This window comes from Vibrio sp. 10N.222.52.B12 (assembly GCF_002875385.1).
Taxonomy (GTDB): Bacteria; Pseudomonadota; Gammaproteobacteria; order Enterobacterales; family Vibrionaceae; genus Vibrio; species Vibrio jasicida.
Map to the genome: position 1 here is coordinate 58,430 of NZ_MDAW01000147.1, position 22,715 is coordinate 81,144.

Genomic DNA, 22,715 nt, shown 5'->3' on the forward strand with positions numbered 1-22,715 from the left:
TCAAGTCAGCGAGTGAAATCTACTTCCCACAGCACTGCTTAAATTTCTTACCACTCTCACATGGGCATGCATCATTACGGCCTACACCTTTGAATGGATTTAAGCTCTTCGACTTTTTACCGACCATCAGCTCATCAGCGCCTAATGCGACTTCATTGATCATCAAGTCAAGCTGGTCCACAAAATCAGAAAGCGCAGGCGGTGTTACGATGCCAGCATCACGCATTTGTTGCTGTGTTTGCTCTTCATCAATCGTCAACATCATTGTCGTCAATAATGCTTGCAGCATGCGCTCTAAGCCATCATTAAGCGCAACGTCATGCCATTGTTCCTCAATGGTTGCCCATACAGACATAAAGCCTTCTGCAAAGTCTGCTAGCTGCTCTGTATTGCTATCTGTTAACTCTAGAATCGAGTATTCATTACGCAGGATATAGTTGTGCTGCTTGTGAATCTGTTCTTCTACTGCTGGTTGAATCGCTTTAAAACCCTCACCTAATAGCGGCTCTAACCAAGTTTCTGGAGCTAAAGGTTTCGTCGTTAAGTTGGCTGCGAGTACCGCGCCTTCAATAAAAAGTGAAGACTCATCTAGCTGGACTTCACCTTTTTCTATCAATGTATATTGCATGACATCTGGTTTCCCATGAATTTGGCGGCATTATACCTCAGAGCTTATACCCAAGTAACCTCGAGATGCTTGGGTATATAGAATGCAAGTTGATGTCACTCCAAGCGGATGACTCTTTTAATGACAAACTTCACTCACATCGCTACAATCGCCCTCCTTTTTCTCACCAAACTGTATTAGGCAAACTATGCGAGTTGTATTAGGCCCGATGGAAGGGGTTTTGGACCATTTGATGCGTCAAATCCTGACTGAAATAAACGACTATGATCTTTGTGTGACAGAGTTTGTTCGTGTGATCGATCAGCTTCTTCCAGATCATGTTTTCCATCGCTTATGCCCTGAACTTCTGCAAGGCTCTCAAACTGCATCTGGTGTACCTGTCCATGTCCAACTACTTGGGCAAGAACCAAACTGGATGGCTGAAAACGCGATAAAAGCAGCGGAGCTTGGCGCGCGCGGTATTGATTTGAACTTTGGCTGCCCAGCAAAGTTGGTGAACAAGAGTAAAGGTGGTGCAGCCTTGTTACAGCACCCTGAACTCATCCACAATGTGGTTAAAACATGTCGCGATGCCGTGCCTAATGATATTCCAGTGACCGCAAAGATTCGCCTTGGCTGGGAGAACCCTGAAGACTGTTTTGAGATTGTAGACGCAATTCAAACAGCTGGAGCGAATGAGCTCACGGTTCATGCTCGTACCAAAGAAGGCGGATACAAAGCTTCTGAAATTAAGTGGGAATACATTACGAAGATTCGTGAGCGTTTCGATATCCCATTAATCGCTAACGGCGAAATCTGGAATTATGAAGATGGCCAACGTTGCATTGCGACCACAGGCGTTGATTCTCTGATGGTATGCCGAGGTGCATTCAACATTCCTAACCTTGGAAACATGGTTAAACACAACCACCAGCCTATGCCTTGGTCAGAAGTGGTTGATCTATTGATTTACTACTCACAGTTTGAAATGAAGGGCGACAAAGGCTTGTACTACCCGAATCGCGTAAAACAATGGTTCTCTTATCTGCGACAAGCGTATCCAGAAGCGAAAGAACTGTTCCGAGAAATCCGTACGTTTAACAAAGCCGCCCCTATTGTCGAGTACATTCAACGTTATCGAGATGAATTGCACGCGCGCGTCGCTTAACCTACCGACATTAAAAAAGGGCGATCAATTCGCCCTTTTTTATGTCTAATTTCCAACAAAAAATTGCTTAAGTCGCTTAATAACAGATTTTGTTCTTACCTGTACTCTTCGCTTCATAAAGCTTTTCATCAGCAAGCTTAAACAGCTCATCAAAACCTTCCAATTGAGCCGCAGACTTAAATTCAACCCCACCCGAAACCGTAAAGCCTCCGTCGACGATTTTAATGGAGTGTTTGGCAATCGCTTTTCTTACACGCTCTAAAATTCTTAGCATGCTGTCAAAGTCTTCATCATAGATAGCCAAGACAAACTCTTCTCCACCAAAGCGTGACGCAACATCAGAATGTCGAATGTTATCTCGAATGCATTTGGCGACTAAGCGAATCGCATCATCACCTACATCATGACCATAAGTATCGTTAATCGCCTTAAAATCATCAATATCAAACACTGCTAAAGCAACGTGCTTTTTGGTCATTTTGTTTCGCCACACCGCTTGAATACCGCGGCGGTTTAATAGTCCTGTCATCGGGTCTTTAGCGGCCAATTCCTTGAAGTAACGGCGCTCTGTTTGTGTATTCACTAGGAACAACGCCACTGTACTCAAAACGTAAATAAAGAAAGCCACCGCAACGCTGTATTTTTCGAACGCTAATAAGTTTTTGAATTCATTCCAAAGGTTATACTCATAGAAAATGCGATGATTTGCACTCAAACGTTCATGTTCAATAGACTTTAAACGCATGACATTATCAGGAACGTCCATTAATGCCGAAATGATGTGTAGTTTACCTGCTAGGTTTTCATTTGCCTCTAGTAAACCATCAACATCAAAATCAATCGATAAAACACCTTGATGGTTATCATTTTCATAGATAGGCACTGTCAAACTCACAATTTGCCCATCGTGTCGATCCAACATTGGAGCGGGACCAGACAAGGTGACTTTTACCGTTTCTTGAGCCGTTCTCTGCCAGAAAGGTCTCGCCTTAAGTGTCTCCCAAAGTTGTTGAGTAAAATACTGCGCATAAGTATCTGGCGAGGAGATGATGTAGCCGCGCTGATCAATGTAATGAATCGCGACAATGTGGGATTCAATATCATGAAGAAAAGAAAGGGACGGAGCAAAGCCTGCTTTTTTCTCCGCAAGCTTAAATAACTTCGTGTCGGGTTGGCAGAGTTCTTTTTGTCCGACAATCATATAATCCAACTCCACCGCAGGTAAGCCTCCGGAGTGCTTATTCTCTAATAGCAGAACATCAATTGGCCACACGTAACATAAACCATTTTTTTCCATATGGTTATGCTCTTTGAACAATGGGTGTGCCGGATTGGAGTAATTAACGAAACTGTAGTCAAGAGCAGTCAACACCTTTATCGCTCGGTCGATAGCACGATCGACTTGCCCATATTCAATGGTGATGTAACGATTTATCGCATCGTAGTAGTTTTTCGCCGTCACAATCATGACCGCGATAAACAAAAATAGCGGGAAGAAGATGACAAACTTGAGGCTAAATCGCCTTTTATTACCCATTAAACACCATTGTTTCAGTTATTATTTGCCCTTCGACAGCGTAAGTTACCAAAGGGCTATTTATAGTTTTTCATTTATGTATTCATAAATTTTAATAAATCTGAGCTAACGTGTCACTCCAACTGCCATAATTTGCAGTTCATTGCTGGGATATTGACAGAAAAATGACGTTGCGCATCGATAACTTCACCATTGTCTAATAATTGATGCAAGTGCTTTGCATTTAAGCCAAGTTGCCATAAAGGTAAATTAACAATTTTGTCGTATTCGCTTAAGTTAAATGCCACAACTATTGTTTCTTCTTTCCACTGTCTGGCATACACCATTGTGCTTTCATCACAGTGCAACCATTGTATACCCCCTGACTGTAATGACTTGTATTTATTACGAATTCCAATTAATAGCTGATAGAAAGGAAACCACTGAGAACCATCTAATTCCTCCCAAGGGAAGCAACGTCTATTGTCCGGATCTAAACTCCCTTCTAACCCCACTTCGCTACCATAGTAAAGGCATGGAGTACCGACATAAGTCATTAACAACAACAATGCCACTCGCATTTTTTCTTCATCACCATTCAAAAGCGTCAGAAAACGGGCAGTATCATGGCTATCTAACTGATTAAGTTGAGAGAGTTGGTTTGCAAATGGGATTTTAGCCCGAGCTTCATCTATCCACTCTTTAAACTCCATGACATCAATATCAATTGGGTCATACATGATGTCTTGTTTGGCAATCAAAGCGCGAACCGGATGAGCAAAGCCGTAATAATTCATCGCGCCATCTTCTTGTCCCCCCTGAAGCCATTGTGTCGCTTCAAAGAAATGCTCCCCTAACACATAGGCATCGGGATTGACCTCTTTTGTGGCCTTGCGAAAAGCTTCCACATAGTGTGCGTTGTTCTTTGCGCCATCGCCCTCACCTAACATATGAATCACATCGAAGCGCCAACCGTCGACAGCATAAGGCGGTTTAAGCCAATATTTGATGACCGACTCTTCACCTTGGTAGATATGGTCACGAACTTGTTCATTCTCAAAGTTAAGAACCGGTAGATTGCCAATACCTTTCCATCCAATGTAATTGTTGGTTTGCCCCTCGAAGAAGTAGTAATCACGGAAGTCAGAATTTGGATTCCCATAAGCCCCTTGGCCTTCTTGTTTAAGATCAAACCAAGGGTGATGAACAGATGTGTGGTTAAACACCGCATCCAAAACAATCTTCATCTTCTTACCACGAATTTGCTCACACAACTGCGCAAACTGCTCATTCGAGCCAAACATTGGATCAATCTTGAAGTAGTCTGTGGTGTCGTATTTATGGTTGCTTGGCGCTGTGAAAACTGGGTTGAAGTAAAGTGCTGTTACACCAAGTTCGGCCAAATAATCCAGTTTTTTCTCTACGCCTTTTAAGTCGCCACCAAAGAACTCGCGCGCACCCGTATTTTTATGAGAACCAACAGGGTCTCCCCATGACTTAACCAGTGCGTCTGGGTCATAGGCAGCATAATCATCTTGGGTGACTTGCTCAGAACGACTTGAGGCAAAACGGTCCGGGAAAATTTGGTAAAAGACCTGCTCTTGTACCCAACTTGGCGGTTGAGATTGAGTGTTGAGTTTGAAGTGAAACTCTTTGGGCGGCATACGTTTATGTACACCTCTGCCATCGAGCCAAAACTGCTGCTTGCCTTTGAGCAGTTTGAAGACATAGTGAGTCACATCACGATCTTTATTTGACGCAAACTGAGCTTTCCAGAGAGTAAGCTCACCAGCTTCTCCGCTGCGTGACATGCTAATCAGGTATTCTTCATTATCCGGTTCACAACGAACGTGCACGCTATCAAAATCAGTGTTCTCGGTTTTCAGGATGACGGTTAGCAAATCGCCATCAAAAGTGAGGCCATCATCAGTTTGGCTATGGAAGATAAATGGAAGGGTCATGGCAAGTGCTCTTAGTATTGGAATATTCCACTATTTTAATTAAGAGTATTTACCGAAAAATCCTCCTTTTAAAACGACCATTTAGGTTATTTCTCAAGGAGGATCACGTTTGGTAGGCGTAGTTCTGTGTTTGCTTAGATTAGTTCAACAATAAACTGTCGTCCGCTAATTCCTCTCCTCGCACCTTTGAGAACATCTCTAGGAGATCCGGAACTTGCATATTGGCACGTTGCTCACCTGCGACATCAAGAACAATCTCACCTTGGTGCAGCATGACCGTTCTGTCACCACAAGCCAGCGCGTCTTTCATTGAGTGCGTCACCATCATCACTGTGAGATTGAACTCGCTGACGATACGCTTGGTTAGATCGATAACAAAAGCCGCCATGCGCGGATCTAACGCAGCAGTATGCTCATCTAACAACAACAGCTTACTGTCTGATAGTGTTGCCATGACCAAACTCACGGCTTGACGTTGGCCGCCTGACAACAGACCAATACTGTCTCCTAGCCGGTCCTCTAAACCCAAACCAAGAATACTGATTCTCTCCTGGAAAAGTTTACGTCGTTTGGAAGAAATCGCCATTCCCCAACCACGACGCTTACCGCGCATGTACGCTAGAGCCATATTCTCCTCGATGGATAAGTCCCCGCAAGTCCCTGCTAAAGGATCCTGGAAAACTCTCGCACACTGCGTAGCACGTTGGTCCACACTCTTTCGTGTTACGTCTTGCCCGTTGATAATGACTTGCCCACCAATCATCGGTGTTTCACCAGTCACCGCACCAAGCAGAGTCGACTTTCCCGCACCGTTAGACCCAATCACAGTGAGGAACTGGTGCTCAGGCACATCCAGAGATACGCCTTTTAACGCTCGGTTTTCCAAAATCGTTCCGGGGTTAAAGGTTACTTGGATATTACTTAACTCAATCATAGCGCCTCCCCTGAACCATTTTTAGATGCCGTTTGTTTGGCGTCATTAACGCGTTGTTTGGCTTTCATTTTTTGTTTTAGCTTTGGTGCAATTAGAGCTACAGCTACAAGCACCGCCGTAACGAGATTCAGGTCGGAAGCCTGTAAGCCAAACATGCCAGAGCTCAGAGCAAACGCGACAGCAAGTCGGTATAAAACCGAGCCAATAATGACCGCACATACCGCCACCCATATTTTGCGACCTGGAATGAGTGTCTGGCCAAGAATCACTGCCGCAAGACCAACCACTATCGTACCGACACCAGAGGTCACATCAGCAAAGCTATTGGTCTGAGCAAACAAGGCCCCAGCAAAGCCAACAAAACCGTTAGATAGCGCCAAGCCAAAGTAGGTGTAAAACCCTGTACTGGCTCCTTGCGCTGCAACCATACGCGCATTGACGCCTGTAGCCCTTAAACCAAGGCCAAAATCACTGTTCAGTAAACGCACCACAAACCAAGCAGAGAACAAGACCAGTACACCGACAACTAACGGCCGGATGTACATAGAGTCCCCTATGGCTTCAAACGGGGTAAGAATGGTGTCTTCACCTAGAAGGGCCATATTGGGCTTGCCCATGATGCGAATATTGACAGAGAACGCCGCAATCATGGTAAGGATGGAAGCTAATAGGTGAAGAATGCCACATCGAACCGCTAGAAAAGCCGTTACCCACCCTGTCATCCCACCAGCAATAACAGCCATTCCGGTGGCAATCCAAGGATTGATGCCCGCAACAATCGCAGTTGCAGCCACGGCAGCCCCCATTGGAAAGCTGCCATCAACACTTAAGTCGGGAAAGTCGAGAACACGGAAAGTTAGGTAAACGCCTAATGCAACCAAGCCATAAATCAAGCCGATCTCAAGCGCACCAAAAAAAGCAAATGCAGACATAACTGCTCCCTCTGCATAAATCAGGTCAGCATTTTACCGACCTGATAAGGACTCTTATTGCATGCTAGTTGCACGTTTCACTACAGCGCTAGGTAACTGGATACCGAGTTTGGTCGCAGCACCTTCATTCACCACTAAGTCAGAGCCCGTCGCAACTTTGACATCTAGCTCACCCGGTTCTTTACCTTCTAATATCGCAGCAACATAATCCGCGGTTTGCACACCGACCTGATAGTAGTCAAACCCGAGGCTGGCAATGGCACCTTTTTCGACGTAAGACGTTGCACCACCAAACACTGGCTTCTTCGCCTGATTTGCCGCAACAATCATCCCTTCTATCGCACTTGCGACTGTGTTGTCTGTTGGCGCATAAAGCACATCCGACTTAGCGGCAATGGCTTGCGTCGCCGATTGAACATCCGCACTCTTCAATGCTGTCGCTTCCACGACTTCTAATCCATTTGCTGCTGCACTTTCTTTTAGCAGTTGTACCAGCGTCACCGCGTTTGCTTCTCCTGGATTGTAAACCACACCAATGGTTTTAGCGGCTGGGAGTATTTCTTGAATCAAAGCAACATGCTGTGCCACAGGTGATAAGTCAGAAAGGCCAGTGACGTTTTTCCCCGGCTGATGCATGGATTTCACAAGCTTTGCGCCCACCGGATCCGTTACCGCAGTAAATACCACAGGAATTGAACGTGTCGCTGAAACCAGAGCTTGAGCAGAGGGCGTTGCAATACCCACTAAAACATCTGGATTCTCACCGACGTATTGGCGAGCGATCTGTACGGCAATCGCGGGGTTACCTTGGGCAGTTTTATAATCAAACTCGAGGTTTTTGCCCTCTTCGTAACCTTTGGCTTTTAGACCGTCTAATAAGCCTTGTCGGGTAGCATCTAACGCTGGATGCTCAACGATTTGGGACACCGCTACGGTTGCGGTGTTGGCAAACACGCTGGCGGAAGAAAAAGTCGCCGTAGCAGCTAAAATGGCGGTGGCTAGTAAACGTTTCGTTCTCATCATTACTCCTTGATGTCTCTTCATCCTTGTACCACGAGCGTTCGTAAAAATTATGATGCCAGCATGGTTATTCAGAAGATGGGATGTCGTGTTTTCTGTGCACTTTTTGTGCATCTCGTTTTCATTATTAACGCTAACTCTCGGTAAATAAAAGTAAGATTTAACAACAAAGTAACATTTGTGATCGCGACGCCGCTATAAAGATAGTTTTGACAGCACAGAAAACGGTGGGATGGAGAAATCTAGAACAGACAGAAATGGAGTGACAAAGGCTCACTCCATTTTCATAACATTGACTTGAGGGTTGTTGTTGTCGAGATTAGAACCAGCGCTCCAGCGCAGTTTTATCTAACTGACGGAAAGCTCTGTTCAAGATAATCGCCAATTCTTTGTATCTTGGTTTTGCTTTTGCTGGCTCAAGTGCAAAGCCAGTCTCAGTGATCTTTTGATGCAGTTCTCGGTACCAAGACGCAAGTGCTGGAGGCAATTTGGTATTAGAACGACTGCCTAACCACCACATCCCTTGTAAAGGCATGCTGATGGCAAATAATGCGACGACAATGGCTTGCGGTAACGCATTGTAATTGTTAAAAGCCATTTGAGTGAGAACACTGATCGCCGCTACTGCCGGCATCACTTTAATGCCGAAACGCGTTGCTTTGATAATGCGTTGTTCGGGAAAAATGGCGGTCAGCTCTTTACGAACCGGCCAGATCTCCATGTAGTTTTGGCCATCTTTCAGGCTATGGAACAATCCGACTTTATTACTCATACCACTCTCTCACTAAAAAATAGTTGAACATTTCAACTGAAGGCGCAAAAAATTGATGAAAGTTAATATTCTTTCAAAATTTTTTTGTTATCATTGCCTATTATCGCTATCCTTTGCAGACCCTCAATCTCATTGTTGCCGTTATTTACAATTTAAGCAACTTGAGATTCCTATCTGCACGGATCGCATCATAGTGATGGATGGGTTCATCACTATTCTTTTATACGGAATTAGAACGATTTTTGACCAAGATTAGTACGCACCCTCGATGGTATCGTCTATTCTTGTGATTAATTTTTCATCCTTTAACTGATTTTGATCAGACGAATAACAGGTAGTCACACATGTCTAAGCTAGTTTTAGTTTTAAACTGCGGTAGTTCTTCTCTTAAATTTGCTGTTGTTGATGCAGAAACAGGTGCAGAGCACCTATCAGGTCTTGCTGAATGTCTTCACCTTCCTGAAGCACGTATCAAGTGGAAACTTGATGGTAAACACGAAGCTCAACTAGGCAACGGTGCAGCACACGAAGAAGCGCTAGCGTTCATGGTTGAAACTATTCTTGCTTCTAAGCCAGAGCTTAAAGCTAACCTAGGCGCTATCGGTCACCGTATCGTTCACGGTGGCGAACAGTTCACTCAATCTGCACTGATCACTGACGAAGTACTTAAGGGTATTCAAGACGCTGCGACTTTCGCACCGCTTCACAACCCAGCGCACATCATCGGTATCGAAGCTGCTAAGCACAACTTCCCAGAGCTTCAAAACGTTGCTGTATTTGATACTGCGTTCCACCAAACTATGCCTGAAGAGTCTTTCCTATACGCTCTTCCTTACAAACTATACAAAGAACACGGTATCCGTCGTTACGGCATGCACGGTACTTCACACCTATTCATCACTCGTGAAGTTGCAGGTCTACTAAACAAGCCAGTTGAAGAAGTTAACATCATCAACTGTCACCTAGGTAACGGTGCATCTGTTTGTGCGATCAAGAACGGTCAATCTGTAGATACTTCTATGGGTCTTACTCCTCTTGAAGGTCTAGTAATGGGTACTCGTTGTGGTGACATCGACCCAGCTATCGTATTCCACCTACACGACGCTCTAGGTTACTCTGTTGAAGAAATCAACAACATGCTAACTAAAGAGTCTGGCCTACAAGGTCTAACTGAAGTGACTTCTGACTGTCGTTTCGTTGAAGACAACTACGGTGAGAAAGAAGAAGCAACTCGTGCAATGGACGTGTTCTGTCACCGTCTAGCTAAATACGTAGCGGGTTACACGGCTTCTATGGAAGGTCGTCTAGACGCAATCACTTTCACTGGCGGTATCGGCGAGAACTCTGGCCCTATCCGTGAAATGGTTCTAAACCGTCTAGGTATCTTCGGTATCGAAGTTGATGGTGAAGCTAACCTTAAAGCGCGTTTCGGCGGCGAAGGTACTATCACTACAGCAAACAGCCGTATCCCAGCAATGGTTATCTCTACTAACGAAGAGCTAGTAATTGCTGAAGACACTGCACGCCTAGCAGGTCTTTAATAGAATGAACTGGCTAGCCCTCGGCTAGCCAGTTTTTCTTCCAAACGAATTTCTTAGGGGCTCAACTCCTATTCTCTGAACCTCATGGAATAAGAGTTGAGCTTTTATCCCCCAATAGCTAAAGGTACTCTACGAATGTCTCGTACTATTATGCTTATCCCTGCAAGTGCTGGTGTTGGTCTAACTAGCGTAAGCATGGGTGTTCTTCGCGCTATGGAGCGCAAAGGCGTTAAGGTTTCTTTCTACAAACCAATTTCACAGCCACGTTCTGGCGGCGATCAACCTGATCTAACTTCAACAATCGTTGGTTACAACAGCGATATGAAGATCGGTCAACCTCTAGCGATGTCTGTTGCAGAAAGCCTAATCGGTAACGACAACATGGACGAGCTGCTAGAAACGGTTGTTGAACGTTACAACCAAATCAACAAAGACGCAGACGTGACGCTTATCGAAGGTCTAGTACCAACTCGTAAGCACCCATTCGCTAACCAAGTGAATGCGGAAATCGCAGCAACTCTAGGTGCGGAAATCGTTCTTGTTGCAACTCCAGGTACCGATAACCCAGCTCAACTTAAAGAGCGCATCGAAGTAGCATGTTCTAACTTCGGTGGTACTAAGAACAAGAACATCTCTGGCGTTATCATCAACAAGCTAAACGCACCTGTTGACGAAGCTGGCCGTACTCGCCCTGACCTATCTGAAATCTTTGACGATGCAGACAGCGCGAAGCAAAACGAAATGAAAGTGATGGAAATCTTCAACACTTCTCCAATTCGTGTACTAGGTTGTGTGCCATGGAGCATCGATCTGATCGCTACTCGTGCTATTGATATGGCTCAGCACCTAAATGCTGACATCATCAACGAAGGTGACATTGCGACTCGTCGTATTAAAAGCATCACTTTCTGTGCACGTTCTCTGCCAAACATGATTGAGCACTTCAAACCAGGTTCTCTACTTGTTACTTCAGCAGATCGTCCAGACGTTATCGTTGCAGCAGCGCTTGCAGCAATGAACGGCGTTGATATCGGTGCTATTCTATTGACTGGCGGTTACGACATCCCTGAAGAGATTTCTGGTCTATGTAAGCCAGCATTCGAAACAGGTCTGCCGATCTTCAAAGCACAAGGTAACACTTGGCAGACTTCTCTAAACCTACAGAGCTTCAGCATCGAAGTTCCTGCTGACGATAAAGAGCGTATCGAGTTCATCAACGAACACGTTGCGGGTCACATCGACGGTAACTGGATCGAGTCTATGACTGAGGGCACTCAGAAGTCTCGTCGTCTAAGCCCACCAGCATTCCGTTACCAGCTAACTGAATTCGCTCGTAAAGCAGGCAAGCGTATCGTTCTTCCTGAAGGTGACGAGCCACGTACAGTGAAAGCTGCAGCGATCTGTGCTGAGCGCGGCATTGCAGAATGTGTGCTTCTAGGTAACCCAGACGAAATCCGTCGCGTTGCTGAGCAGCAAGGTGTAACACTAGGTGCTGGCGTAACGATCATCAACTCTGATGAAGTTCGTGAAAACTACGTTGCTCGTCTAGTTGAGCTACGTGGCGCGAAAGGCATGACTGAAGTTGTTGCTCGTGAGAAGCTACAAGATTCAGTATTCCTAGGCACTATGATGCTTGAGAACGACGAAGTTGACGGTCTAGTTTCTGGTGCGGTTCACACCACAGCGAACACTATCGTACCTCCGTTCCAAATCATCAAGACTGCACCTGATGCGTCTATCGTATCTTCTGTATTCTTCATGCTGCTACCTGACCAAGTACTGGTTTACGGTGACTGTGCGATCAACCCAGATCCTACAGCGGAACAGCTTGCTGAAATCGCTATCCAATCTGCTGATTCTGCAGCGGCATTCGGTATCGACCCTCGCGTTGCTATGATCTCTTACTCTACTGGTGAATCTGGTAAGGGTGCAGACGTAGATAAAGTACGTGAAGCAACAAGACTTGCTCAAGAGAAACGTCCAGACCTAGTAATCGACGGTCCTCTACAGTACGACGCGGCTATCATGGAAAACGTTGCTGCTTCTAAAGCACCAAACTCTCCAGTTGCAGGTAAAGCGACAGTATTCGTATTCCCAGACCTAAACACTGGTAACACGACTTACAAAGCGGTACAACGTTCAGCAGACCTAGTTTCTATCGGTCCAATGCTGCAAGGTATGCGCAAGCCTGTAAACGATCTATCTCGCGGTGCACTAGTAGACGATATCGTATACACAGTTGCTCTAACTGCGATTCAGGCAGATCAAGCTGACCAAGCAAAAGAAAAAGCAGTTAACTAATTAACCGCACCTTTCTGAATGAAAAAACCTCGCCACGGCGAGGTTTTTTATTTCATGTTGCTATACGAGAATCGGGTCCATTGGACGATTCAATTGATACTGCACGTTCAAATTCGTATTACTCGATCCGATGTCCCTATACTTCCAACGAACACCTTCATTGAGCTGGCGAGCAACAACGGACTCTACGGTAAGCAAGTTATCATTTTCTATGATGAGTCGATCGCTATCGCTACCACTTGAGGCAGCGCGATAGTGCGTCATGAACCAATCTCGTTTCAACATGTATTGGCGCGCGTGGCCAAACTCATGAATAAGCCCAACCGCTGGTGACTGCGTCCCTCTAGATACATTGTTATTTGGCACACGACTGCGTCCAACGGGTTTATTGCGCTTAATGTCGTTTACATTCAAGCTATCAAAAGGATTCCAAGTCACTAAACTGCCGCGAACATTGCAGCCTGCTTGTTTTACGATTTCTGCAGGAAAAAAGCTGCTGGTAGTATCAGTTGTACAAAGCAACGTGACCTCTTCGCCTCCCGAAAGAAAATCTAATAGTGCTGCCGCCGCACTAGATTGACGTAAATAGGCCACAGCGTCGTTATATTTAGTGATAGGTTGTCCCACGGTTTTCCATTTAAAGCCCGTACCTTCGACCACTCCTGGAAATACAGTAATCATATCGTTTCTTCCTTGTTCAGATTCCTAGCGCTTGGAACGAAAGCTCAGCACTTGGTGAATCAGTATAGAAAAAGGAATGAGTTTTACTTGATTGATAAGTACAGATTGGAACCTAGCTCGCGACCTAATAAATTGTTTTTGCATCAGACGGTTATTTGTTCTAAAGCGCCAAATAGACAAGCCCACCCAAACAAACCGCACTCAACATAGGTGGAACAACCTTAGCCCACAATTGACGAGCGCCTATCATAAGTACCATGCCCATCTTAACGATAGTATTCACTGACGCCGCGATAAATATCCCGAGCACAGCAACCTCTATCGCCAATGACTGAGTACTTTGACGCCCTAAAGTCAGTGAAATAGCATCAACATCCGTAATCCCTGACACCGCAGATAGAACTAAGATACCCGCACTACCAAACCAATCTGAAAGCGCATGAGATAACAACATAATGATCGCTAATACAACACCAAAGAACAGTGCCGATTGAAGCGCCAACGGGTTAGTCTGTTTGTTCGATTGCTCTATTTTCTCGGCTTCACTTCGACGCCATATCCACCAAGCCGGCAAATAAAGCGCAACCATCATGACCAAGACAATCGGCCATAACAAACTAACTAATTGAGGATTGAGAACAGATAGGACAATCAACAAGCGAGGAAACATAGTGCCGCAACTCAATAAGATTCCGCTTGCAAGCAGAGGGCTGATACCTTCCTGCTCACGTGAAAGATGAGAGAACTGCAACGTAAGTGCGGTAGAAGAACTTAGCCCAGCAAAGACAGACGTAAACAAAATGCCCCGCTTCGCTCCACCGATCTTAATCGCGAAATAGCCGACAAACGAAATACTGGCAATCAGCACCACCATCCACCAAATCTCATAAGGATTCAGAGCCTTCCAAGGACCGTACGCTTGGTTAGGTAGAAGAGGCAATAAAACGATGGAAATAAGCAGAAGACGCAAAGCCGCATCCAACTCATATTCTTGTAAACGCTGCAACGCTTGATGAAGCTCTTTCTTATTGTCCAGCACAACTGCAGTGATAACTGCCGCCGCTGCTGCAAGAACGGCCTCACCAGAAACAGCCAGACTACCGAGTACAAACGTAATCACTAAACTGACCACACCTGTAATGCTGATGTCCTCACTCTTTTTTTGCTGAATCACAAATGCAATACAAGCAAGAATAACCAAAGCAATAAGAGCAAAGCCAAGTAACAAAGGCGTGTAGATCTTAGCAAGAATACCGATCAGGCCGCCAAGTAGCCCCACCAAAGAGAAAGTGCGAATCCCCGCAACTCGACTGCCTTCAACACTGTTACGCATTACCCAACCGCGTTGCGTTCCGACAATTGCGCCTAATAACAGGGCAATAAACAGATTCCAAATTATATGCTCACCACTGACAAACTCATTGACGTCCATACCCCACCTCAGTCCAAGATCGGTTGTTATATCATCAGTTTATGTGTTCATAAGGAATAAGGTGTGACGGTGGGAAGATATTGAGAAAAAGAAAACGCGCCACATCAAATGACGCGTTTCTCGGAGAGCTTAAATTTTAAATTAGGTCCCGACCATGGAGCAAATCCAAATCTATCGCCGGGCCTTTTGGTACCACTTGCGTAGGGTTGATACCCGTATGACTGAAATAGTAGTGACGCTTAATGTGGTAGAAGTCAGTAGTTTCTGCCACGCCTTCTACTTGGTATAGCTCTTTCAAATAGCCTTGAATGTTTGCGTAGTCGGCAATGCGTTGTTTATTACATTTGAAATGGCCTACGTATACTGCGTCAAAGCGAACGAGAGTCGTAAACAAGCGCCAGTCGGCTTCGGTGATTTTCTTGCCCGCTAGGTAGCGATGCGTCGCAAGATGAGCATCGATTTTATCCAGTGCTGCGAACAATGAATCAAACGCCTCTTCGTACGCCTCTTGCGTTGTCGCAAACCCACAACGGTAAACACCGTTATTCACGTTAGGATAAATATAGTCGTTCCACTGGTCGATAACACTTTGAAGTTGCTCCGGGTAGTAGTCATCTTTGTTCCCCGTTAAATCGTTAAACTCGGTGTTAAACATTCGGATGATTTCAGACGATTCATTCGACACGATGGTGTTGGTCTTTTTATCCCATAAAACCGGAACAGTAACGCGACCTGTGTAATCAGACTTGGCTTGAGTGTAGATTTGGTGCATTCGAGTATGGCCAAACAGTGGCTCTGGCAACCCCATTTGCCAGCCTTCACTTAGCATATCTGGGCAAACGACCGTGACGTCTATGTGTTTTTCCAAACCTTTGAGTTTGCGGAAGATCAATGTGCGATGTGCCCACGGACAAGCAAGCGAAACATAAAGGTGGTAACGGCCTGACTCAGGTTGGAATGTTGCATCCGGTTTATTCTTTACCCACTGGCGAAAACCCGAATCTTCACGAACGAACTTACCACTGCTTGATTTAGTGTCATACCATACGTCTTGCCAAACGCCTTCAACTAACTTACCCATAACTGCTCTCCTCATATCTTGTCTTCTACTATATTAGCGATTCATACTGAGCTTAGAATCCGTTCACTTAGTACATCTTGTTCAAGAATTTCGAATGAACTTAAACCAACAAAAATCGTAGGCATAAAAAAAGCGCGACCCTATAAAAGGAGCCGCGCTTAAGCCCGTCACAGGCTGAATTAGATTATATCGCTACGTTCAAACAGGAAACTGCGTGAACATCAGAACCTTGGATATTTGGTTTAGTCTTCGAGCACTCATCCGTCGCTTGTGGGCAACGAGTGCGGAAAACACAACCCGATGGTGGGCTAATAGGTGACGGTAAGTCCCCTTCTAGCATTTGAATCTTTTTGTTGCGCTCTAACTCCGGATCAGGAATTGGAACCGCTGACATCAAGGCACGAGTGTATGGGTGCTTTGGATCGGCAAACAAAGCGTCTGATTCACCGAGCTCAACCGCATTACCAAGATACATAACCAATACACGATCAGAGATGTGCTTTACAACGGACAAATCGTGCGCGATAAATACCAAAGAAAGACCAAGCTCTTTTTGTAGCTCTTTCAGTAGGTTAACTACCTGAGCCTGAATCGATACATCAAGTGCCGATACTGGCTCGTCACAAATGATCATCTTAGGCTTTAGGATAAGAGCACGAGCAATACCGATACGCTGACACTGACCGCCTGAGAATTCGTGTGGGTAACGGTTGATCACGTTAGGTAATAGACCTACCTTCGCCATCATCTCTTTAACGCGGTCTTTCACTTCTTGCTTAGTCAGTTCTGGGTAGAATGTCTCTAGCGGCTCAGCGATGATGTCGCCCACTGTCATACGCGGGTTCAAAGAAGCCAAAGGATCTTGGAAAATCATTTGGATTTCTTTACGCGTTTCGCGGCGTTGAACGTCTTTCATTTTCGTCAGGTCTTGACCCAACCAAACCACTTCACCGTCGGTAGCTTCAACAAGACCAATGATCGCGCGAGCAAACGTAGACTTACCACAACCAGATTCACCTACTACACCAAGAGTCTCGCCTTCGTACAGACGAACATTTACGCCGTCTACCGCTTTTAGGCTCGAAGGCTTTGACCAAGGCCACGCTGATTTCGATGCAATGCTGAAGTGAACTTTCAGATCAGACACATCCAGAATTAGTTTTTTATCTGTACTCATTTGCTCCAAGCCTCCCATTCAGAAAAACATGCACGCTGACGACCATCACCAAATGGTGTCAAGATTGGTGCTTCGCGTTTACAACGATCCATCACGCGGTGGCAACGCTCTTGGTAAGGGCAACCAGGTGGCAGACGCAGTAAGTTTGGCGGGTTACCTGGAATTGTTGGCAGGATCTCGCCTTCTGTATCTAGACGAGGAATCGCTTTTAACAGACCTTCCGCATACGGGTGGCTTGGGTTGTAGAAGATTTCGTTTACTGTGCCGTACTCCATAGTTCGACCAGCGTACATTACGAGTACTTTGTCACAAGAGCCCGCTACAACACCAAGATCGTGTGTGATCATGATGATTGCGGTATTGAACTCGGATTTAAGCTCGTTCAACAGATCCATGATCTGCGCTTGAACCGTTACGTCCAATGCCGTGGTTGGTTCATCCGCAATAAGCAGTTTTGGACGACACAGCAGCGCCATGGCGATCATTACACGCTGACGCATACCGCCTGAAAACTCGTGTGGGTACATAGTGATACGCTTGCGAGCTTCTGGAATTTTTACCGCTTCAAGCATACGAACAGACTCTTCGAACGCTTCTGCCTTGCCCATACCTTTGTGTAGCATCAGAACTTCCATCAGCTGATCACTAACTTTCATGTATGGGTTAAGAGACGTCATTGGGTCTTGGAAGATCATCGCGATCTGTTCTGCACGAACCTTGTTCAGTGCTTTTTCTGGCAGATTAAGGATCTCGTTTCCTTCAAACTTCGCGCTACCAGAAATGATACCGTTCTTCGCTAGCAAACCCATGATAGCGAATACGGTTTGTGATTTACCTGAACCCGACTCACCTACGATACCTAGGGTTTCACCTTGGTTTAGAGAGAAGTTCAAATCGTTTACTGCGGTCACGATACCATCTTGAGTGGTAAATTCTACGCGCAGATCTTTGACATCTAATAAACTCATCATTGCTTCCTTTATTCTTTCTATTTTTAATTATCTGTCTTTTGGATCCAGCGCATCGCGCAGGCCATCACCGACGTAGTTGAAGCAGAATAGAGTCACAACCATGAACGCTGCTGGGAACGCCAGCTGCCAGATTGCTACTTCCATTGTTTGCGAACCTTCTTGTAGAAGTGCGCCCCAACTTGTCATCGGTTCTTGAACACCAAGACCAAGGAATGAAAGGAATGATTCTGTCAGAATCATGCTTGGGATAAGCAGTGTCGAGTAAACCGCGACAATACCCAGTACGTTTGGAACGATATGGCGAGTGATGATTTTCCAATTACTCACACCACAAACGTGTGCCGCTTCAATAAACTCTTTACTACGTAGACTTAGCGTTTGGCCACGTACGATACGAGCCATATCTAGCCACGCAATAGCACCGATAGCGACGAAGATAAGAACAATATTACGACCGAAGAATGTTACCAGTACGATAACTAGGAACATGAACGGAACCGCGTATAGGATTTCAAGAATACGCATCATGATACGGTCAACTTTACCGCCGATGAAACCAGAAGCCGCACCGTAAAGCGTACCAATCACAACCGCAACCAATGCACCTAGAACACCAACCATTAGAGAGATACGACCGCCAATCAGCGTACGCACATAAAGGTCACGGCCTAAGCTGTCCGTGCCAAACCAGTGTTCAGCACTTGGACCGACGTGCATCGCATACCAGTCAGTATCATCAAATGTGTATGGGGCAATCATTGGTAAAAAGATTACCGCCAGTGTCATCAATGTAAGAATGAACAAGCTCACCATTGCCGCTTTGTTACGCATAAAGCGGATACGGGCGTCTTGCCACAAACTACGGCCTTCAACTTCCAGATTCTCTGCAAATTTCTCGACCGCTTCAAGATTCTCTTTTTTCGTTAACATAACCATACTTCCCTGTTAGTAGCGAATTTTCGGGTCAATCATTGCTAGTAGAATATCAACGATGGCGTTGAATAGAATGAATAGGAAACCAATCAGGATGGTTACCCCCATTACTAGCGAGTAGTCACGGTTGAAAGCAGCATTGACGAATAACTTGCCGATACCAGGTAGACCAAAGATGGTCTCGATAACAACCGAACCTGTGATGATACCTACGAAGGCAGGCCCCATATATGACACAACAGGAAGTAGTGCTGGTTTTAGCGCGTGTTTGATAACGATGTAACGGTAGCTTAGACCTTTCGCACGTGCTGTACGAATAAAGTTACTGTTCAACGTTTCTATCATCGAACCACGGGTGATACGAGCGAACGTCGCGACATAGAGCAGTGACATACCGATAACTGGGAGTACGAGGTATTGCCATCCGCCATCATTCCAACCGCCGGCAGGGAATAAGTTCCAGTGCAACGAGAACAGATAGATTAAAGCGGGCGCCAATACAAATGAGGGCATAACCACCCCGAGCATGGCGGTCGACATGATCACATAATCCACCCAAGTATTTTGTTTGAGGGCTGCGATCGTCCCTATGCTTACCCCAAGAATGACAGTAAAGATAAAGGCAATGAAACCTACCTTTGCTGACACAGGAAGAGCAACCGAGATCAGCTCGTTTACTGTGTAGTCTAAGTATTTAAATGAAGGACCAAAGTCACCTTGGAGAACGTTGGTCAAATAAGTCGTATATTGCTCAAATACTGGCTTATCTAGGCCGTATTTAGCTTCGATGTTCGCCATAACTTCTGGCGGTAATGGACGCTCGCTCGAGAATGGGTTACCCGGTGCGAAACGCATGAGAAAGAAAGATACGGTGATCAAAACCAACATAGTTGGGATCGCCTCAAATATCCTTTTTGCGATGAATTTAAGCATAAACTCACTCTTTCAGTCTGTGACAGTTAAAAATTTGATGATAGGCACCGCACGTCCAGTGATTAGGACGTGTGGGCCTTTTTCTTATAGTCTTGAAGCGACTTTATTAGTCTGCTTTGATGTAAAGATCTTTTGAGTAGATCTTTTCTTCCGCGTTATTTGCTGGGAAACCACCAACATGCGGATTTAGTAGACGAGAACGAACGTACTGGTAGATAGGCGCGATAGGCATATCTTTCGCCATTAGCTGCTCAGCTTCTAGGTAAATTTTTGTACGCTCTTCTTCTGAAGTCGATTTAATCGCTTTGTCGATCAGAGCATCGTACTCTTTATTACCCCAGTGCTGACCACCCGTAGTGTTCGAGCTAACCATAAGGGTTAGGAATGAAGATGCTTCGTTGTAGTCACCACACCAACCTGCGCGTGCTACTTCGAAATCACCTTGGTCTTTAGTAGATAGGTATGTTTTCCACTCTTGGTTTTCTAGCGTTACGTCTAGACCAAGAGTTTTCTTCCACATTGAACCTAGCGCTACCGCCAGTTTCTTGTGGTTCTCATCTGTGTTGTATAGAAGAGAGAATTTAAGAGGGTTGTCTTTGCCGTAGCCCGCTTCTGCAAGTAGACGTGCCGCTTCTTCGTTGCGCTCTTTTTGCGTCATCTTACCGTAAGCTGGTAGCTCAGGGTTGAAGTGCGCTGTAATTTCAGGCGTTAGGAAGTAAGCAGGTTTCTGGCCTTGGCCAAGAATTGCGTTTGCTACGATGTTACGGTCAATCGCGTAAGAGATCGCCTTACGTACACGAACATCGTTAAATGGTTCTTTCTTCGTATTGAATGAGTAGTAGTAAGTACATAGGCTACCTTCAACCGATACTGACTCTGGGTATTCTTTCTTCAAACGCTTAAAGTGCTCAGTTGGCAGTTTAGACGTGAAGTCGATTTCACCAGATAGGAAACGGTTCATTTCAGCAACGCCGTTCTCGATTGGAAGGTACGTAACTTTGTTGATAACGGTCTTATCGTTATCCCAGTACTGTTCGTTACGTACAAGTTCAAGACGCTCGTTCACTACCCACTTGTTTACGACGTATGCACCGTTACCTACGAAGTTTTCAGGTTTTGTCCATTGGTCGCCAAACTTTTCGACTGTTGCTTTGTGCACTGGCTTCATTGTTGTGTGGCCAGCCATCATTACGAAGTAAGGAACCGCAGTGTCTAGCTCAACGACAAGCGTGTGATCATCAGTCGCTTTAACACCCAGCTCGCTCTTGTCTTTTTTACCTGCAACGATGTCTTTCGCATTTTTCATCTTGGTGTATTCCATGTACCAAGAGTAAGGCGAAGCCGTTGCTGGATCGACAGCACGCTGCCAGCTGTATACGAAATCTTGCGCTGTTACAGGGTCGCCGTTAGACCATTTTGCATCTTTGCGTAAGTGGAAAGTAAACGTTTTGTTGTCTGTCGTTTCCCAACTTTCTGCAACACCTGGGATAGTATCGCCATCTGCATTTTGATTCACTAAGCCTTCAAGAAGATCACGAATCACATGAGATTCAGGAACACCTTGAGATTTATGCGGGTCAATTGTCGCAACTTCAGTACCGTTACCACGAACGAGTTCTTGTTTGTCAGCAAGTTTAGTGCCTGCTGGAACATCAGCAGAGAAAGCGGTAGTTGAAGTGGCAGCCACTGCCAAACCAGCACCTAGAAGAAGGGCTTTAGTGATTTTGTTCTTATACATGCGTAAAACTCCAAGTTTTTCATTAGCATCCATGACTTCTTTGCAAGGGACTGGAACGGTCAGCATTTTAGAACTTTTTAGTGCACTTTTTGAGCATAAACGTCTAAAACCTTACAAAGACTGCGGCACACATTAGCAATCCTCAAAGTAATTTGCCATAAAAATGTAGCAAAAAAACTAATAATTCTGTATTTAGTGCTCATATTTAGCAATAAATACTAATCAAAAAGTATTGCCTAGCGAAATAAGGATTCAAGCATCCATTTGGCAGCTTAAACTTTCGATAACTCTAAAATCAAACTCTTTGATAGCATCTTATGCTAGATATATGAACAAAAATTAACATTTATGACACATTGAGTCTAATTAATAATTGCATATATCTTGTTTGATATTTTTTATTGTGAACAAGGTCACCGGGAGCAAAAATGGAGGAATACACGGCTTTTACGCACGCTGGAGAATTGGATTGGAGATAACTTGGCAGAGTAAAAAAGAAAAAAGGCCAGCTGCTCTATACATCTGACCTTTTAGGATTAAGCTGTAGAACAAATAAGAGTTCTACTTCTCCCAGCGTTGCGCTGCTTGATGGTCCGTATCACGTGACTCGATCCAGCGATTTTCACTGGTCGTGCGTTCTTTTTTCCAGAAAGGTGCTTTGGTCTTTAAATAGTCCATAACAAACTCACAAGCATCAAAGGCAGCACCTCGATGGGCACTAGAAACACCAACAAAAACGATTTGATCACCAGTGTCGAGATCGCCAACACGATGAATTACACGGATGCCCAATAACGGCCAACGCGATTCGGCTTCGTCACAGATATCGATCAGGCTTTTCTCTGTCATGCCAGGATAATGTTCTAAATGAAGGCCAATGACATTATCACCTAAGTTCATATCACGAACTTTACCGATGAAAGTGACCACAGCACCAGAGGCTGTCCCTTCTGATAGACGCTGGTATTCTTGATCAACAGAGAAGTCTTCAGCTTGCACTAAAACGCGAGGATCCAT

19 protein-coding genes are annotated in these 22,715 nt (G+C 45.1%); 3 read left to right on the forward strand and 16 right to left on the reverse strand.

Going from position 1 to position 22,715, the window contains the following annotated elements; all coding sequences use genetic code 11:
* Positions 1-19: 19 nt before the first annotated feature.
* The gene (locus tag BCT11_RS22075) at positions 20-628 is read right to left on the reverse strand and encodes an SEC-C metal-binding domain-containing protein (protein ID WP_063344667.1); all 609 of its coding nucleotides are present in this window, start codon (positions 626-628) and stop codon (positions 20-22) included.
* A gap of 187 nt (positions 629-815) precedes the next feature.
* Between BCT11_RS22075 and dusC the strand changes: the two genes are divergently transcribed.
* The gene (dusC, locus tag BCT11_RS22080; RefSeq protein WP_102389306.1) at positions 816-1,775 is read left to right on the forward strand and encodes a tRNA dihydrouridine(16) synthase DusC; all 960 of its coding nucleotides are present in this window, start codon (positions 816-818) and stop codon (positions 1,773-1,775) included.
* A 76-nt stretch (positions 1,776-1,851) separates the two neighbouring features.
* Here dusC and BCT11_RS22085 read toward each other — a convergent pair whose 3' ends face one another.
* From BCT11_RS22085 to yfbV, 6 genes are all read right to left on the reverse strand, one after another.
* Complete coding sequence (locus tag BCT11_RS22085) at positions 1,852-3,312, reverse strand: sensor domain-containing diguanylate cyclase (protein ID WP_102389307.1); 1,461 nt, start codon at positions 3,310-3,312, stop codon at positions 1,852-1,854.
* A gap of 113 nt (positions 3,313-3,425) precedes the next feature.
* On the reverse strand, positions 3,426-5,252 hold the full coding sequence (gene malZ / locus BCT11_RS22090; protein WP_039974577.1) for a maltodextrin glucosidase: 1,827 nt from the start codon (positions 5,250-5,252) through the stop codon (positions 3,426-3,428).
* A gap of 139 nt (positions 5,253-5,391) precedes the next feature.
* Positions 5,392-6,186 carry an ABC transporter ATP-binding protein gene (locus BCT11_RS22095; RefSeq protein ID WP_038869408.1) on the reverse strand — a complete coding sequence of 265 codons (795 nt, stop codon included), beginning with the start codon at positions 6,184-6,186 and terminating at the stop codon, positions 5,392-5,394.
* Positions 6,183-7,118 carry an ABC transporter permease gene (locus BCT11_RS22100; protein ID WP_102389308.1) on the reverse strand — a complete coding sequence of 312 codons (936 nt, stop codon included), beginning with the start codon at positions 7,116-7,118 and terminating at the stop codon, positions 6,183-6,185. The genes BCT11_RS22095 and BCT11_RS22100 overlap by 4 nt, the downstream gene beginning before the upstream one ends.
* A 54-nt stretch (positions 7,119-7,172) precedes the next feature.
* Complete coding sequence (locus tag BCT11_RS22105) at positions 7,173-8,138, reverse strand: ABC transporter substrate-binding protein (RefSeq protein WP_038869404.1); 966 nt, start codon at positions 8,136-8,138, stop codon at positions 7,173-7,175.
* Positions 8,139-8,457: 319 nt separating this feature from the next.
* Entirely contained in the window at positions 8,458-8,910 is a 453-nt protein-coding gene (yfbV, locus tag BCT11_RS22110) for a terminus macrodomain insulation protein YfbV (RefSeq protein WP_038869403.1), read from the reverse strand.
* A gap of 344 nt (positions 8,911-9,254) precedes the next feature.
* Between yfbV and BCT11_RS22115 the strand changes: the two genes are divergently transcribed.
* Positions 9,255-10,451, forward strand: a complete 1,197-nt coding sequence (locus BCT11_RS22115) for an acetate kinase (protein WP_038869402.1) — start codon at positions 9,255-9,257, stop codon at positions 10,449-10,451.
* Positions 10,452-10,586: 135 nt separating this feature from the next.
* On the forward strand, positions 10,587-12,752 hold the full coding sequence (gene pta / locus BCT11_RS22120) for a phosphate acetyltransferase (RefSeq protein ID WP_042604465.1): 2,166 nt from the start codon (positions 10,587-10,589) through the stop codon (positions 12,750-12,752).
* 60 nt (positions 12,753-12,812) lie between these two features.
* Here the strand turns inward: pta and BCT11_RS22125 are convergent, their stop codons facing one another.
* From BCT11_RS22125 to moaE, 9 genes are all read right to left on the reverse strand, one after another.
* Positions 12,813-13,433, reverse strand: a complete 621-nt coding sequence (locus BCT11_RS22125) for a hypothetical protein (protein WP_039974574.1) — start codon at positions 13,431-13,433, stop codon at positions 12,813-12,815.
* A gap of 160 nt (positions 13,434-13,593) precedes the next feature.
* The gene (locus BCT11_RS22130; RefSeq protein ID WP_042604464.1) at positions 13,594-14,865 is read right to left on the reverse strand and encodes an MgtC/SapB family protein; all 1,272 of its coding nucleotides are present in this window, start codon (positions 14,863-14,865) and stop codon (positions 13,594-13,596) included.
* Between the two features lie 136 nt (positions 14,866-15,001).
* Positions 15,002-15,946 (reverse strand): glutathione S-transferase family protein, encoded by a 945-nt coding sequence (locus tag BCT11_RS22135; protein WP_102389309.1) that lies wholly within the window; start codon positions 15,944-15,946, stop codon positions 15,002-15,004.
* Between the two features lie 184 nt (positions 15,947-16,130).
* Complete coding sequence (gene oppF, locus BCT11_RS22140; RefSeq protein WP_038869392.1) at positions 16,131-17,123, reverse strand: murein tripeptide/oligopeptide ABC transporter ATP binding protein OppF; 993 nt, start codon at positions 17,121-17,123, stop codon at positions 16,131-16,133.
* Positions 17,120-18,091, reverse strand: coding sequence for an ABC transporter ATP-binding protein (locus tag BCT11_RS22145; RefSeq protein WP_038869383.1), 972 nt, complete (start codon positions 18,089-18,091; stop codon positions 17,120-17,122). The genes oppF and BCT11_RS22145 overlap by 4 nt, the downstream gene beginning before the upstream one ends.
* Before the next feature lie 30 nt (positions 18,092-18,121).
* Positions 18,122-19,024 (reverse strand): oligopeptide ABC transporter permease OppC, encoded by a 903-nt coding sequence (gene oppC, locus BCT11_RS22150; protein ID WP_038869373.1) that lies wholly within the window; start codon positions 19,022-19,024, stop codon positions 18,122-18,124.
* A gap of 15 nt (positions 19,025-19,039) precedes the next feature.
* Complete coding sequence (gene oppB / locus BCT11_RS22155) at positions 19,040-19,960, reverse strand: oligopeptide ABC transporter permease OppB (protein ID WP_038869362.1); 921 nt, start codon at positions 19,958-19,960, stop codon at positions 19,040-19,042.
* A gap of 106 nt (positions 19,961-20,066) precedes the next feature.
* Positions 20,067-21,698, reverse strand: coding sequence for an ABC transporter substrate-binding protein (locus tag BCT11_RS22160; RefSeq protein ID WP_038869516.1), 1,632 nt, complete (start codon positions 21,696-21,698; stop codon positions 20,067-20,069).
* A gap of 561 nt (positions 21,699-22,259) precedes the next feature.
* Positions 22,260-22,715 (reverse strand): molybdopterin synthase catalytic subunit MoaE, encoded by a 456-nt coding sequence (moaE, locus tag BCT11_RS22165; RefSeq protein ID WP_042604462.1) that lies wholly within the window; start codon positions 22,713-22,715, stop codon positions 22,260-22,262.

Coding starts and splice junctions, on each gene's coding strand:
- BCT11_RS22100 (WP_102389308.1), bottom strand. CDS start 7,118: ATGTCTGCATTTGCTTTTTTTGGTGCGCTTGAGATCGGCTTGATTTAT.
- oppB (WP_038869362.1), bottom strand. CDS start 19,960: ATGCTTAAATTCATCGCAAAAAGGATATTTGAGGCGATCCCAACTATG.
- malZ (WP_039974577.1), bottom strand. CDS start 5,252: ATGACCCTTCCATTTATCTTCCATAGCCAAACTGATGATGGCCTCACT.
- oppF (WP_038869392.1), bottom strand. CDS start 17,123: ATGAGTACAGATAAAAAACTAATTCTGGATGTGTCTGATCTGAAAGTT.
- pta (WP_042604465.1), top strand. CDS start 10,587: ATGTCTCGTACTATTATGCTTATCCCTGCAAGTGCTGGTGTTGGTCTA.
- BCT11_RS22135 (WP_102389309.1), bottom strand. CDS start 15,946: ATGGGTAAGTTAGTTGAAGGCGTTTGGCAAGACGTATGGTATGACACT.
- BCT11_RS22145 (WP_038869383.1), bottom strand. CDS start 18,091: ATGAGTTTATTAGATGTCAAAGATCTGCGCGTAGAATTTACCACTCAA.
- BCT11_RS22095 (WP_038869408.1), bottom strand. CDS start 6,186: ATGATTGAGTTAAGTAATATCCAAGTAACCTTTAACCCCGGAACGATT.
- yfbV (WP_038869403.1), bottom strand. CDS start 8,910: ATGAGTAATAAAGTCGGATTGTTCCATAGCCTGAAAGATGGCCAAAAC.
- BCT11_RS22105 (WP_038869404.1), bottom strand. CDS start 8,138: ATGAGAACGAAACGTTTACTAGCCACCGCCATTTTAGCTGCTACGGCG.
- dusC (WP_102389306.1), top strand. CDS start 816: ATGCGAGTTGTATTAGGCCCGATGGAAGGGGTTTTGGACCATTTGATG.
- BCT11_RS22115 (WP_038869402.1), top strand. CDS start 9,255: ATGTCTAAGCTAGTTTTAGTTTTAAACTGCGGTAGTTCTTCTCTTAAA.
- BCT11_RS22130 (WP_042604464.1), bottom strand. CDS start 14,865: ATGGACGTCAATGAGTTTGTCAGTGGTGAGCATATAATTTGGAATCTG.
- oppC (WP_038869373.1), bottom strand. CDS start 19,024: ATGTTAACGAAAAAAGAGAATCTTGAAGCGGTCGAGAAATTTGCAGAG.
- BCT11_RS22075 (WP_063344667.1), bottom strand. CDS start 628: ATGCAATATACATTGATAGAAAAAGGTGAAGTCCAGCTAGATGAGTCT.
- BCT11_RS22160 (WP_038869516.1), bottom strand. CDS start 21,698: ATGTATAAGAACAAAATCACTAAAGCCCTTCTTCTAGGTGCTGGTTTG.
- moaE (WP_042604462.1), bottom strand. CDS start 22,715: ATGGATCCTCGCGTTTTAGTGCAAGCTGAAGACTTCTCTGTTGATCAA.
- BCT11_RS22085 (WP_102389307.1), bottom strand. CDS start 3,312: ATGGGTAATAAAAGGCGATTTAGCCTCAAGTTTGTCATCTTCTTCCCG.
- BCT11_RS22125 (WP_039974574.1), bottom strand. CDS start 13,433: ATGATTACTGTATTTCCAGGAGTGGTCGAAGGTACGGGCTTTAAATGG.